The organism is Streptomyces sp. NBC_00203 (assembly GCF_045206325.1).
In the GTDB taxonomy this organism is placed as follows: domain Bacteria; phylum Actinomycetota; class Actinomycetes; order Streptomycetales; family Streptomycetaceae; genus Streptomyces; species Streptomyces lutosisoli.
Window position 1 is genome coordinate 3488471 of sequence record NZ_CP108126.1, and the last position, 13156, is coordinate 3501626.

Annotated in this window: 10 protein-coding genes; 6 read left to right on the plus strand and 4 right to left on the minus strand. The window is 69.0% G+C overall.

Going from position 1 to position 13156, the window contains the following annotated elements; genetic code table 11:
• Positions 1–15: 15 nt before the first annotated feature.
• Positions 16–3240 (minus strand): caspase, EACC1-associated type, encoded by a 3225-nt coding sequence (locus OG975_RS15810; protein ID WP_406329812.1) that lies wholly within the window; start codon positions 3238–3240, stop codon positions 16–18.
• Between the two features lie 100 nt (positions 3241–3340).
• Between OG975_RS15810 and OG975_RS15815 the strand changes: the two genes are divergently transcribed.
• Positions 3341–3757 carry a hypothetical protein gene (locus OG975_RS15815; protein ID WP_406329813.1) on the plus strand — a complete coding sequence of 139 codons (417 nt, stop codon included), beginning with the start codon at positions 3341–3343 and terminating at the stop codon, positions 3755–3757.
• On the opposite strand, the gene OG975_RS15820 is transcribed toward OG975_RS15815, so the two are convergent.
• From OG975_RS15820 to OG975_RS15830, 3 genes are all read right to left on the minus strand, one after another.
• Positions 3754–4617, minus strand: a complete 864-nt coding sequence (locus OG975_RS15820) for a hypothetical protein (protein WP_406329814.1) — start codon at positions 4615–4617, stop codon at positions 3754–3756. The two genes, OG975_RS15815 and OG975_RS15820, sit on opposite strands and share 4 nt — an antisense overlap.
• A gap of 227 nt (positions 4618–4844) precedes the next feature.
• The gene (locus OG975_RS15825; RefSeq protein WP_406329815.1) at positions 4845–5285 is read right to left on the minus strand and encodes a protein-tyrosine phosphatase family protein; all 441 of its coding nucleotides are present in this window, start codon (positions 5283–5285) and stop codon (positions 4845–4847) included.
• Between the two features lie 162 nt (positions 5286–5447).
• Positions 5448–6188, minus strand: a complete 741-nt coding sequence (locus tag OG975_RS15830; protein WP_406336281.1) for a FadR/GntR family transcriptional regulator — start codon at positions 6186–6188, stop codon at positions 5448–5450.
• A gap of 273 nt (positions 6189–6461) precedes the next feature.
• On the opposite strand from OG975_RS15830, the gene OG975_RS15835 reads away from it, so the two are divergent.
• The 5 genes from OG975_RS15835 to OG975_RS15855 are packed head-to-tail and all read left to right on the plus strand — an operon-like array spanning position 6462 to position 13094.
• Positions 6462–8090 (plus strand): ABC transporter substrate-binding protein, encoded by a 1629-nt coding sequence (locus tag OG975_RS15835; RefSeq protein ID WP_406329816.1) that lies wholly within the window; start codon positions 6462–6464, stop codon positions 8088–8090.
• Between the two features lie 24 nt (positions 8091–8114).
• Positions 8115–9074: an ABC transporter permease gene (locus OG975_RS15840; protein WP_406329817.1), complete on the plus strand. Its 960-nt coding sequence runs from the start codon at positions 8115–8117 to the stop codon at positions 9072–9074.
• Entirely contained in the window at positions 9074–11095 is a 2022-nt protein-coding gene (locus OG975_RS15845) for a dipeptide/oligopeptide/nickel ABC transporter permease/ATP-binding protein (protein ID WP_406329818.1), read from the plus strand. The genes OG975_RS15840 and OG975_RS15845 overlap by 1 nt, the downstream gene beginning before the upstream one ends.
• On the plus strand, positions 11092–12162 hold the full coding sequence (locus OG975_RS15850; protein WP_406329819.1) for an oligopeptide/dipeptide ABC transporter ATP-binding protein: 1071 nt from the start codon (positions 11092–11094) through the stop codon (positions 12160–12162). The genes OG975_RS15845 and OG975_RS15850 overlap by 4 nt, the downstream gene beginning before the upstream one ends.
• The gene (locus tag OG975_RS15855) at positions 12159–13094 is read left to right on the plus strand and encodes a dihydrodipicolinate synthase family protein (protein ID WP_406329820.1); all 936 of its coding nucleotides are present in this window, start codon (positions 12159–12161) and stop codon (positions 13092–13094) included. Before OG975_RS15850 ends, OG975_RS15855 begins: the two co-directional genes overlap by 4 nt.
• Positions 13095–13156: the final 62 nt, after the last annotated feature.

The window sequence follows — 13156 nt, forward strand, 5'->3', positions numbered from 1 at the left end:
TCGCGTCCACCACCGTCAGGCCGGCCGATGCTGAGTCAGCATTTCGCTGTACGCGGCCATGAGGTTGGGGCCGATCTGTTGAATTGCCGCTGAGCGGAGCGCCTCGTTCGCGAAAACGAACGTTGGGGTCGACGCCTCATCCCGGTGCACGGCGAAGAGACGTCCGAGACTGCCGCTGAACAAGGTCTCCAGCTGATATGGCGCCTGATCCGTCAGCAGAGCAAGATCGGACAAGGTAAGCCGCTTTCTGCTGGCCGCGACGAGGCCGATCACGTCCCGGTTCTCGGCGGCCCCTTCCAGGACGGCGCGCAGCTCGTAGAGAGCGGCCTGAGAGGTGTCCCGGAAGGCTGAGGATGGGGCGAGCGTCCGCACCCGGCAGCTGCGCAGCGGATGGCCGTGGGGCACGTCGGCGGGCAGAAGCATGGGACGACTGGTGACGAGGACCCGCAGACTCTCGTCCGGATTCCGCGGCAGCAGTGAGGCGATGCTGGGCAGGCCCGTCTGCGGCCCACGGTCCTCATCGAGCCCATCCACCATGAGGAGAAGCCGCCTGCCCTCACTCCGTGCCCGCTGGGCGGCGTCGGCCAGCAGGCGACGGCGCAGCAGGTCCCGCGCACCGGACGCCAGCGTGCGGGTCGAGGAAGACGGTTCATCGAGCAGCAGGGCCAGTTGCTCGATGAGTGCGTCGGTGAAGGCCATGCTGTCGGACTGGCCGGCGAGGCGGCCGGTGATGAAGAACGACAAGACGTCGACCTCGGGAGGAGGTCGCAGCGCAAACGACGACAGCAATGCGGTCTTGCCTGCCCACGGGCCGCCCTGCCACAGAACATAGGGCTCAACCCCGTGGCAGAACGCCGCCAGCTCCGCCAGCTCCGGCTGCCGGTCTTGCAGGGTTACGGGGGCCAGGTCGCGGATCTCGGCGAAGTAGGGCGACTGCCGCTCTGGTTCCGGGCGGGGGATCTCCGCCAGCTTGCCCGATTGCCCGAGGTTCAGCAGGGTGGCCAGGCTTTCCCGGTCCTCGGAGGACCCGGCCAGGGCGCGCTCGATCCGGACGGCTGTCAGGCTGCCCAGGCCCTCTAGAGAGTTGTGTTGGGTGACGATGCCGACGATGCAGCCTTCGGCCCACACCGGCGCACCCGAGAACCCTGCCCATGGGGACGAGTGGTCGGGGGAGTCTGCGGGTGCATCCACGTGAATCTCCAATGTGCCGCTGCGCAGGTTGGCCAGGCTGGAGGCGGTGCCGAAGAGGTGAGCCACGTCGTTGATGGGGGCGTCGTCGAACCCATAGTTCCGCTTGTAGGAGGGATAACCTGCCGTTTCCACGGCCACTACGGCCGGCCGGGTCGTCATGCGGCCGTAGCGGACCGGGGCGACCACGGTGGCGTGGCTGGGCGGTTCGAAACGCAGGATGGCAACGTCAGCGGATTCGTCGACCCATGCGACCGTTGCCGGGCCGATCCATTCCTCGTCACTGAAATAGAGCTGCACTGCGAGCGCGGTGCTGCCGCGCGCCACATGGGCGGCGGTCAGCACACAGTCGTTCGTCACCCGGTAACCCGAACCGCCAAAGAGGAGGGTGCCATTCGGGTATCGCACCCCAACCTGCGCGATCCGCTCTCCGTCCAGATGCTGCGAGTACTCGACACGGGCCTCCGTCCGAGGCGGCGGGACATCATCTCGGTTGTCCTCCGTCATCGGGAAGATGGTGACCGTGATCAGGCCTTGCCGGATGACGACCACAGGCTCCGGCGAGCCCACGGCCCGGCAGTCCGCGACGGACCGCGGAAGCCCGGCCCCCACGGATTCGACCAGTTTCACCCAGGTGAGCAGTCGGGCTAGGCGGAAGTTGCGGGGCTGGGACTGGCCTTCCAGGGTGCCGAGCCGCAGCTGTCCGTCGGGCACCGCCGACGCGCCTCCCCAGGTGCCGGGGCTGATCACCTCGATCCGGTCGTCGAAGACATGGATCTGCACGCAGGCGGCCTGTTCGCCGTAGTCGCGGTGGACGACAGCGTTCGCGATGATCTCTCGTACGGCGATCATCGGGTAGCGGTAAGTGGTCTCGCTGTACGCACTCGCAGCGGTGGGCGCCTCTCCGAGCTGGGACGACCTCGCCACGAAATCCCGTGCCTGGACGATGAGTTCGGGAACCGTACCGTGCAGGTCGACGCTCTCCACCGGATCGGTCTTACGGGTGCCGCGGAATCGGACGCAGCGCACCATCGCCGCGGGGATAAGCGTGGTGGGGTTCTGTCCGAACAGCAGCACACCGGCGCGGGTGGGGTGGCCGTCCTTGAGAAGTCCCGCACGCTGGAGGAATTCGTTGGACGTCAGTTGCTGGGGCAGATCGGCCGCCATGTCGTCGCGCAGGTCCTGGCGGAATGCCTCGATGTGCTTCTCGCTGAGCGCCTCGCCCCTGGCGATGTCGTCGAGGGAAGCGGAATGAGGTCTGGGCCGGGCGTCGTTGTCCGTATGCTCCGGCCGACCGCGAGGCGGGGGCACGGGGACCGGCAAGGAGTCGGCAGGCTCCGCGACCGGCGGCGTCGGGCGGCGGGCGATGGGGACGGCTCCCGCACCGTCGAACTTGCGGTGCGGTTCATGGCCGTCGAACTTGACCTGCTTGAGATACGCGAAGAGGTCGTCGAGGTCCACTACTTGGTCGCTGTCCCGGTCGCCGGCGTCCGCGAGCAACCCGTCGGTCAACGCCTTGGTGAAGGGGCTCGGTTCACCACGTACCTCGGCGTCGGCCGCCCGGTCCGTCGCCGAGGTGGCCGCGATGACGAAGCGTCCGTGGCCAGACAGCTTTTCGACGATCTCATCATCGCCCTTGAACACCCCGCTGTGGCAGCAGTCGAGAATCACGATCTTCACCTGGGCGAAGCTGGCGCCGATCATTTCCGACAACACCGATCCGATGAAGGAGGTCGAACGCAACCTGTCGACTTTGGTATTGCTCGCGCACAGAAACAACTGCCGGTTAAGACTGCGGCCATGCCCGCTGTAGTAGAACAACAGCGTGTCGTCCGGCTCCGCGCCACTGAAGAAATCTTCGGCCACGGTGACGATCTCGGACGCATCCTCCTCAGAGAGAAGACGCACCTCGGTGCGTTGGAACAGTCCTGCCGACGGGTCTGTGAGCGCGTCGCGCAGGAGCATTCCATCCATCTTCGGGCCCTGCAGTTCGCGCAGTACGCCCGGGTCTGCCGGAAACCGTGAGTTGCACACGATCAGGGCCCGGTACATGCAATCCTTCGAGAAGCGACTACGTACACGACTATGTACATGACTACGTACATGCTGACTTGTAGCCAGCTTAGGCGGGGGAAAGCCAATCGTGGTGCAGATGGCGGGAATCAGCGTCGAAGGCCGTTTGACCGGAGTCGCCATTGATCATCCGGCGGCACTCGACGCTCACGACGAGCTCGTCGAAGACATCAAGTCGGTACCGGGGCTCACGGCCACCGAGCGCGACGCCGCGGGGGACGGCGGCGGCAAGGGCGCACTCACCGAGCTGGTCGTGGGCTTCAGCAGCGCCGGATCCCTCGCCGCGTTCGTCCGGCTCGCACAGCTCTGGCTGGGTCGGGACCGGCGCCGCTCACTGACCGTTTCCATCACGGATTCCGTCACGGAGAACGGCACCGCCAAGGTGATCCGGATCGAGGGCGAGCACATCTCGACCGAATCGCTGACCGAGGCGCTGCGCGCGGCGAGCGGCAACTCCGACGAAGGGCCCGCGGAAGCCACCGGAGAGAACGCCTAGGGGCGTGCCGCGAACGCGTCCATCAGCGTGTCGATTCTGAGGCGCAGGTCCGCGGAAGTGGCGCCGGTGAGGGCGACGGAGATCTCGTTGCCGCCGGGCGAGTTGGCGAGGCGGACGTTCAGGGAGTGCAGGGAGCTGTCCAAGGGGTAGCTGTACCAGGCGTCCGGGGTCTCGTCGTCGGTCGTTTCGAGGCCGAGAGAGACGGTCTCCCAGTCCGTTTCGTCGAACCACATGCTGTTGTAGCGGGCGAGGAGTTCGAGGAAGGAGCGGAGGTGAGGGCGCCAGATCCAGCCCCTCATCTCGTCCGACTCGGTTTCCGGGTCGGACACTTCGGCCTCCGGGCCGTCCTCGGCCGCCGGGGCGGTCATGCGCAGGCCGGCGCTCACCGCGTGACGGTCCCTGATGGTGGTCCTCAAATGCGCCCAGAGGTCGAGCCGGCGGCAGGCGGTGTCGGGATCGTAGGCGGCCGTCGGCAGTTGCGGGATGCGTTTGCGGCCGGTTTCGTCGAGGCGGTAGGGAACCTCGAACGCCCCTGTCCAGCGGGCGAGTTCGGGGCCGAAGCGTTCCTCGGCCTCGCCCGCGCCGACTCCGAGATACCCGGCGATCTCCTCCCAGGAACTGCCGCGCTCCCGCTCGTAGACGACGGCACGCACCAGTGTCCACTCGGCGGACGCGACGAGCTCTGCCGCCTCGCTGACTCGGCCGCCCGGACCGCAGAACCCGTCGTGTCGCGTGATGACCAGTTCACCGGCGGATCCGGCGAGGCCGTACGCGGCCTGGCTGAGCACGAGGCGGGCCAGTGCCTCTCGGGAGTAGGCGCGGCGGTCGTCGTCGTACGGAGTCGTCTCGGGGTGGGGCATGCAGCTCAGGGTTCCACGCGTCCGCGCACACGGCGTACCGAGTTTTCGGCGGTGGGGTTCCCGGGGTGGGCCTGAACGTGGGCCGGAAAGTGCTGCCGGGGTGTCAGCCCCGCGATGCGGTGGAAGGCGGCGACGAAGAGGCGGGCCAACGTGCGGGCGCTCGCGCCGACTTCGGCTCCCCAGGCGGGCCAGACGCAGCCTGCCGGTCGGCGTCAGTGGGGCTGGGCTCACTCGTCGACGGTGAAGCGGCGGACGTATCTCCGCTGCCACGGCGTCTCCACCGCGTGCCGGTCGTAGTGGCGGCGTACGAAGGCCACCGCCTCCCCCGGCGGTACTCCGTCGAGGACGGCGAGGCAGGCCAGGGCTGTGCCGGTGCGTCCCCGGCCGCCGCCGCAGGCGATCTCGACGCGATCGGCTTGCGCCCGCTTCCATGCCTCGGCGAGGACCCCGCGGGCCTCGGCCCGGTCGGCGGGCAGCCTGAAGTCCGGCCAGCGCAGCCAGTGGGCTTCCCAGGGGACTTCCGGTGGCTGCTTGCCGAGCAGGTACACGGCGTACGTCGGTGGCGGGCCGTCTTGCGGGAGCGGCCTTCGCAGGGCGCGGCCCCGCACCAGCCGCCCAGAGGGCAGACACAGCACGCCGACACCGTTCGGATCCCAGCTCTCGATCATGGGTTTCGCCCCCTCCGCCCCTACCCGTCCCATCCCTGGGGGCTGCGCCCCCAGACCCCCAAAAGATTGCGCAGTTCCCCGCGCCCCTTAAGGGGCGCGGGGAACTGCGCAATCTTTTGGACCAGCCCCCCCTACCCGCAGCCAAAGAACCGAACCCCCCGCTCAGCTCACCCCGCGGGACTCCTGCGCCGCCCTCGCCTCGATCCCCCGGAAGTGGTCCGCCATCGCCCGCTGTGCGCCCTCGACATCGCGGGCGCGCAGCGCCGTGACGATGTCGCGGTGGCGGCGGACGGTCACCTCGGGTGCCGGGTCGTCGGTCCAGCCGCGTACGCCGGCGACGCGGCTGAAGACGGTCCAGAAGGCGCCGAGGAGCTGCGGGACGAGGGCGTTGCCGAGGGACGCGTACAGCAGCTCGTGGAATTCGCGGTCGAGTTCGGGGAAGGGGCGGCCTTCGCGGCCGGCCGTCTCCATCCGCTCCACGACGGATTCGAGGCCGTCGAGTTCCGCCTCGGAGAGCGTCGCGGCGACCCGGCGGATCAGGCCCTCCTCCAGGACCTCGCGGACCTGCAGTATCTCCGCCAGCGCACCCGTCTCGTCGTCCGGTTGGGCGAGCGTGCGGAAGGTGAGACCGTCGACGAGCGGGGTCAGGGAGGCCTGGCCGACATAGGTGCCGTAGCCGTGTCTGATCTCCACTATGTCGAGTGCTTGAAGGGCCTTGAGGGCCTCGCGGACGGAGTTGCGGCTCACGCCGAGGTCGGTCATCAGCTCGGTCTCGGTGGGCAGCGGCGCACCGGCCTGGAGCTTGCGGTCGAAGATCAGCTGCATGACCTCGCGCTGGATCTGGCCGCCCACCCGGCGCTCGGGCCGACGCCGGTTCCCGGTCTCCTCAGACATGCGCCGCATCGTACGCTCGCTGGACATCCGACGTCCCACCTCCGGACTGATTAAACGTCAGGCGATTAAATCGCCGGGTGATTACCGGGCGATTAGATGCCCGGTGATTAAACGCCAACTGGCGTCAACTACCCCTATTCACACCGTCATTGGTCGCACCTCTGGAAGATACGCCATTCGTGTGCGATCCCTTGACCGCCCTCACAGCCCCTCTTATGGTCACGCTGCCCCCTATGACGTAGGACGTCGTATCTCCCCACACCACTCCTTGCTGGAGGAACCGTGCGCGACGTGACCGACACTCCGGCGCTGCACCGCCGGTCGTTCCTGAAGTACACCGGCGCCCTCGGTGCGGCCGCCGCCCTCTCCTCGTCGCTGGCCGCCTGCTCGTCGGGGCCGGAGTCCACGAACGACACCGGCGGCTCGGGCGGCGGCAAGAACGCCACGCTGACGGCCGTCATCGGCTACGGAAACGACGGCAGCTGGGATCCGACACAGACCGCGTCCGCCTTCTCCATGGCCGCCAACAACCACATCTACGAAGGTCTGCTCGACACGGACCCGATCTCCCGCGAGCCGTACGCAGCGCTGGCCACCGCCGTGCCGGCCGATCTCAGCGGCACGTCGTGGAAGTTCACCCTGCGGGCGGGCGCCACGTTCCACGACGGCAAGCCCGTCACCGCCGACGACGTGGTGTTCGTCTACGAGCGGATCCTCGACCCGAAGACGCAGACCCTCGCCAAGGGCTTCTTCGCCAGCTGGCTGAAGAAGGTCAGGAAGATCGACGCGCAGAACGTCGAGCTGGTCCTCAAGTTCCCCTTCCCCGAGGGGATTTCGCGGCTCACCCTGGCGAAGATCATGCCGAAGCACGTCTTCTCCCAGCCGGGCGCCTGGGACGACGCGATCAAGGGCAAGGCGGTCGGCTCGGGGCCGTACCGGCAGACCGCGCACCACCCGAAGTCGAACACGACCTTCGAGGCGTTCGCCGCGTACAACGGCCCGCGCAAGGCGGCCTTCAAGAAGATGAACTGGCTGACCATAGTGGATGCCGCGCCCCGCGTCGCGAAGATCTCCGGTGCCAGCGCCGGCGCGCAGATCGCCGACAACATCCCGTACGCCAATATTCAGCAGCTCAGGAAGGGCGGCATGTCCGTCCAGGGCGGCGCGGGCATGAACAACCTCTTCCTGATGTTCAACACCCAGCACAAGCCGTTCGACGACGTACGGGTGCGGCAGGCGCTGCACTACGCCATCGACACCGGCAAGATGGTCGAGGTCGCCCTCAAGGGGCACGGGAAGCCGTCGTCGTCGTTCCTCAACGAGGGCAACCCGAGCTACCGGCCCGCGAAGACCGTCTACACGTACGACCCCGAGAAGGCGAAGAAGCTCCTGAAGGAGGCCGGGGTCAAGGGGCTGAAGGTCGAGATCCTGTCGGTCAACGTCAGCTGGATCGTGGACTGTCTGCCGACCATCAAGGCGTCCTGGGACGCGATCGGCGTGGAGACCACGCTCTCCCCGCAGGAGACCACAGCCGTCTTCACCAAGATGGACCAGAAGCAGGACTACCAGGTCGTCGCGGCCGCCTCGAATCCCAATCAGTTCGGGCTGGATGCCGACCTGATCATGCACTACAACTACGGGCCCCAGAACCTGTGGATGGGTTACGCCCGCTGGGCCGGCAACTCCGTGGCGAAGAAGCTCTTCAAGGACATGGACCTGGCGACGCAGGAGCCGGACGCCGACAAGAAGAAGACGATGATCCAGGACTACATCGACGTCGTCGCCGAACAGGCCGTGCTCTACCCGGTCGTGCACAACGAGCTGATGACGGCGTGGGACCCGACGAGGCTCACGGGGATAAGGGCACAGCCGTACCCCGGCATCAATCTGCTGCAAGCCAAGTGGGTCTAGGCCCGGGCGACAGGGAGTTCGTACGTGGTCGCCATCGCCAGGATCCTGCTGCGCCGCGTCGCGCTGCTCGTGCCGCTGATGCTCGGGATCGTCCTGTTCGTGTTCCTCGTGATGCGGTTCTCCGACGTCGACCCGGCGTCGGCGTTCTTCCAGGGCGCCAATCCGACCCCGGGGCAACTGCACGACTTCCGGGAACGGAACGGGCTGCTCGACCCGCTGCCGGTGCGCTACTTCCACTTCGTGGGGGATCTGCTCCACGGTGACATGGGCACCAGCGCGCTCACCCGGGGTTCGGTCCTCGACCAGGTCACCACCGCGCTGCCGCTCACGCTCCAGCTCACCTTCCTGGGGCTCGGCATCGCGGTGGTGCTGTCGCTGCTCGGCGGGGTCACCGCGGCGATCTACCGCGACCGGCTGCCCGACCAGATCATCCGCGTCGTCTCGCTCACGGGGGTGGCGGCGCCCGGTTTCTGGCTGGCGCTGCTGATGATCCAGTATCTGGCCGTCGACCAGGGCTGGTTCCCGACCGGCGGCTACATCAACCCGGCCGACTCGCTGAGCGGCTGGCTGAAGACGATGGCCCTGCCCGCGCTCGCCCTCTCCCTGCCGGTCGCCGCGCAGCTCACCCGGATCGTGCGGACCTCCGTGGTGGAGGAGCTGGACAAGGACTATGTGCGGACGGCGATCGGGAGCGGGCTGCCGCCCCGCGTGGTCGTCGGCCGCAACGTCCTGCGCAACGCCCTGATGAACCCGCTCACCGTGCTGGGGCTGCGCGTCGGGTATCTGCTCGGCGGGGCGGTCGTCATCGAGACGATCTTCTCGCTCCCCGGGATGGGGAAGCTGATGATCGACGCCGTGAAGAACGGCGACCCGGCGGTCGTGCAGGGCGTCGTGCTGACCACGGCCACCGGATTCGTGGTCGTGAACCTCGTCATCGACATCCTGTATCTGCTGGTCAACCCGCGACTGAGGGATGCGACCTGATGTTCACGCGCAAAAGTCTCGCGGACACCCTCTCCCGGCCCGGTGTCCGGCTGCGCGGCTGGCGGCGGCTGCCCCCGCTGTCGAAGATCGCGGTCTGCTTCCTCGCCGTGGTGCTGCTGGTCGCCCTCCTCGCACCGCTGCTGGCCCCGCACGACCCGCTCGACCAGCAGACGCCGGTGGACGGCACCGGGCACCCGTCCGCCGGTCACTGGATGGGGCAGGACAGCCTCGGCCGGGACATCCTCAGCCGACTGATGTACGGCGCCCGCTGGTCCCTCGCCATCGGACTGGGCGCCACCGCGCTCGCCCTCGTCGTGGGTGCGCTTCTCGGCGCGGTCGCGGCGACCTCCCGCAAGGCGGTCGACGAGACGCTGATGCGCTGCCTGGACGTGGTGATGGCGTTCCCCGGCATCGCGCTCGCCGCGGTCCTGGTGGCCGTCTTCGGCGGCGGCATCACGGTGCTGATCTGCGCGATCGCGTTCCTGTTCACCCCGCCGGTCGCCAGGGTCGTACGGGCGAACGTCCTCGACCAGTACGGCGAGGACTATGTGACCGCCGAGCACGTCATCGGCGCCCGCACCCCGCACATCGTCATCAGGCACGTGGCCGTCAACTGCGCCGCGCCCGTCCTGGTGTTCTGCACCGTGCAGGTCGCGGAGGCCATCGTCTTCGAGGCGTCGCTGTCCTTCATCGGCGCGGGCGTACGGCCCCCTGACCCGTCCTGGGGCAGCGTCATCGCGGACGGCAAGAACATGGTGCTGACGGGCGGCTGGTGGGCGACCGTCTTCCCGGGCCTGCTGATGCTGATCACCGTGCTGTCGCTGAACATCCTCTCCGAGGGCGTCTCGGACGCGTGGGCGGCGCCGGCGGCCAGGGACGTGTCCGCGCCCGCGGCGGAGGACCGGCTGGAGGCCCCCGAGCCCGGCAGCGGCAAGGTCCTTGAACTACCGGGCCTCACGGAGGCGGCGGCGCGCCTGCGCGCACGGGCCAGGCCACTCCCCTCAGGCCAGCAGCCCGTCCTCGCCGTCGAGAACCTGGCCATCGGCTTCGACGCCCGCCACGCCGGGGTGGACATCGTCGACGGCATCAGCTTCGAGGTGCAGCCGGGTGAGGTCCTCGGCCTGGTCGGCGAGTCCGGCTGCGGCAAGTCGCTGACGGCGCTGGCGGTGATGGGCCTGGAGCCGAAAGGGGCTCGGGTCCGCGGCCATGTCCGGTTCAACCAGCGGCAGTTGGTCGGCGAGCCGATGCGCGTACGACGCCGGCTGCTGGGCCATGAGATGGCGATGATCTACCAGGACGCGCTGTCCTCCCTGAACCCGGCGATGACCATCAGGGCCCAGCTCAACCAGGTGATACGGCGAGGCGGCAGGCGGACAGCCACCGAACTGCTGGACATGGTCGGCCTGGACCCCGAACGCACTCTGCGCAGCTACCCGCACGAGCTCTCCGGCGGCCAGCGCCAGCGCGTCCTGATCGCGATGGCCCTGTCCCGCAGCCCCAAGCTGATCATCGCCGACGAACCGACGACCGCCCTCGACGTGACGGTCCAGGCGCAGGTCATAGAGCTGCTGCTGCGGCTGCGCGAGGAGCTGGACTTCGCGCTGATCCTCGTCTCGCACGACCTGGCACTGGTCTCGGCCGTCACCGACCGGGTGGTCGTCATGTACGGCGGCCAGATCGTCGAGACGGGCGTGACGGCGGATCTGGTGGAGGCGCCGGCCCACCACTACACGCGCGGGCTGCTGGGCAGCGTCCTCTCCCTGGAGTCGGCGGCCGAGCGCATGACCCAGATCAAGGGGGTCGTACCCTCCCCGGCCGACTTCCCGGCGGGCTGCCGCTTCGCCGACCGCTGCCCACTGGCGAGCGAGGTGTGCCGTACGACGCGGCCGGACCTGGTGGGGACACCTACGCACACGGCGGCCTGCCACCACCCGGCGACCGGCCTGGCGACGGCCGGGGAGAGCGGAGGCGCGGTCGCGCCGGCCGATCCGAACGGAAGCGAAGAAGGGGCCGTCACATGAACGCGCTGGTGCGGCTGTCCGACACACACGTCGTCCACAAGGCCCGCAGCGGTGGCGTGTTCACCCGGGACAAGGTGTACGCCCTCACCGGCGCCGACCTCGCCATCGCGCCCGGCGAGACGGTCGGCGTCGTCGGCGAGTCCGGATGCGGCAAGTCGACGCTCGCGAAGGTGCTGGTGGGGGTGCAGCGACCGACGTCCGGCACGGTCACCTTCGGCGGCCGCGACCTGTGGTCCCTGAAACCCGCCGAGCGGCGCACGGCCGTCGGCGGCAGCACGGGCATGATCTTCCAGGACCCGTCGACGGCCCTGAACCGCCGCCTGCCCGTACGCCAGATCCTGCGCGATCCGCTGGATGTGCACCGGCGCGGCACTCCAGCCGAACGCGCCGACCGCGTACGGGAGTTGATGTCGCTGGTCGGTCTCCCCCGCGCCCTCGCGGACGCCCTGCCCGGCCAGCTCTCCGGCGGCCAGCGCCAACGCGTCGCCATCGCACGCGCGTTGGCCCTGGAACCGGACCTGGTCGTGGCCGACGAACCGACGAGCGCGCTGGACGTGTCGGTGCGCGCCCAGATCCTGAACCTGCTCCTCGACCTGAAGGAACGCCTGGGCCTGGCCCTGGTCTTCGTGTCTCACGACATCCAGACGGTACGGCGGATGAGCGACCGAGTGATCACGATGTACCTCGGCCGGATCGTCGAGGAGTCACCGGCCGACGAGGTCACGGACGGCTCCCGGCACCCGTACACACGGGCGCTTTTCTCGGCGACGCCGGGCCTGCTGGACCCCATCGACCCGATTCCACTGGTGGGCCCGGTCCCGTCGGCGACTCGCCCGCCCTCCGGCTGCCCGTTCCGTACGCGGTGCTGGAAGGCGGACGAGGCGTGCGCCGACGCCATGCCGGAGTTCGCGGGCGCGTCGACCGCCGGACACCGCTACCGGTGCCACCATCCTGTGGAGGAGGGCCAGTCGACGCGCGCGCTGGTCGCGCAGGCCGTGTCCGCCACCGCCCCGGCCACCGCCATGGCCGACGTCCCGTTACAGCCGAACATCAGGGAGCCTTCATGACCATCCCCGCCCCGTTGACCGGTGTCGTACCCCCCGTCTGCACCCCCCTGACACCGGACCGCGAGGTGGACGTCCCGTCACTCATCAGGCTGGTCGACCACCTGGTGAACGGCGGGGTGCACGGCTTGTTCGTCCTCGGCTCGACCTCTGAGGTGGCGTATCTGACGGACGCGCAGCGCCGACTGGTGGTGGAGACGGTGACCGCGCATGTCGCCGGCCAACTCCCCGTCCTCGCGGGCGCGATCGACATGACGACGCCGCGTGTCCTGTCCCACGCCGCGGCCGTCACGGCGGCGGGCGCCGACGCGATCGTGGCGACGGCGCCGTTCTACATTCGCACCCACCCGGCGGAGATCGCCCGCCACTTCCGCCTGATCGCCGCACGCTCGTCGGTGCCGGTCTTCGCGTACGACATCCCTGTCTCCGTCCACACCAAGCTGAGCGCGGAGCTGGTCCTGGAGCTGGCAGCTGACGGCGCACTGGTGGGCCTCAAGGACTCCAGCGGCGACCTGGGTGCCTTCCGCTCCGTCGTCACCGGCGCCCGCGCCCACCCCGACATCACCGGTTTCACCCTCCTCACCGGATCCGAGACCGTCATGGACTCCGCGCTGGCGCTGGGGGCGGACGGGGCGGTGCCCGGGCTGGGGAACGTGGACCCTGACGGGTATGCACGGCTGTTCCGGCTGTGCCGGGAGGGCGACTGGTCGCGGGCGCGGGCCGAACAGGAGCGGCTGTGCGCCCTGTTCGGGATGGTGGGCGTGGGTGATCCCGCGCGGATGGGCGGCAGTTCGTCGGCGCTCGGCGCCTTCAAGGCGGCGCTGTACTTGCGGGGGATCATCGACTGCCCCGCAACGGCGGAGCCGCAGGTTCCGTTGTCGGAGGGGGAGGTCGAGCGGGTGGGGAAGTATCTGGCGGGGGCGGGGTTGCTGTAGGGGGCTGCCGTAAGGGGTTTAAGGGGTTTCCATCCCTCAGCGGACAGGCTGTGGAGCAGGCC

Excerpts from the sequence above, each read along its gene's own strand:
- OG975_RS15810 (WP_406329812.1), bottom strand. The coding sequence starts at position 3,240 with ATGTACCGGGCCCTGATCGTGTGCAACTCACGGTTTCCGGCAGACCCG.
- OG975_RS15815 (WP_406329813.1), top strand. The coding sequence starts at position 3,341 with ATGGCGGGAATCAGCGTCGAAGGCCGTTTGACCGGAGTCGCCATTGAT.
- OG975_RS15820 (WP_406329814.1), bottom strand. The coding sequence starts at position 4,617 with ATGCCCCACCCCGAGACGACTCCGTACGACGACGACCGCCGCGCCTAC.
- OG975_RS15825 (WP_406329815.1), bottom strand. The coding sequence starts at position 5,285 with ATGATCGAGAGCTGGGATCCGAACGGTGTCGGCGTGCTGTGTCTGCCC.
- OG975_RS15830 (WP_406336281.1), bottom strand. The coding sequence starts at position 6,188 with ATGCGGCGCATGTCTGAGGAGACCGGGAACCGGCGTCGGCCCGAGCGC.
- OG975_RS15845 (WP_406329818.1), top strand. The coding sequence starts at position 9,074 with ATGTTCACGCGCAAAAGTCTCGCGGACACCCTCTCCCGGCCCGGTGTC.
- OG975_RS15850 (WP_406329819.1), top strand. The coding sequence starts at position 11,092 with ATGAACGCGCTGGTGCGGCTGTCCGACACACACGTCGTCCACAAGGCC.
- OG975_RS15855 (WP_406329820.1), top strand. The coding sequence starts at position 12,159 with ATGACCATCCCCGCCCCGTTGACCGGTGTCGTACCCCCCGTCTGCACC.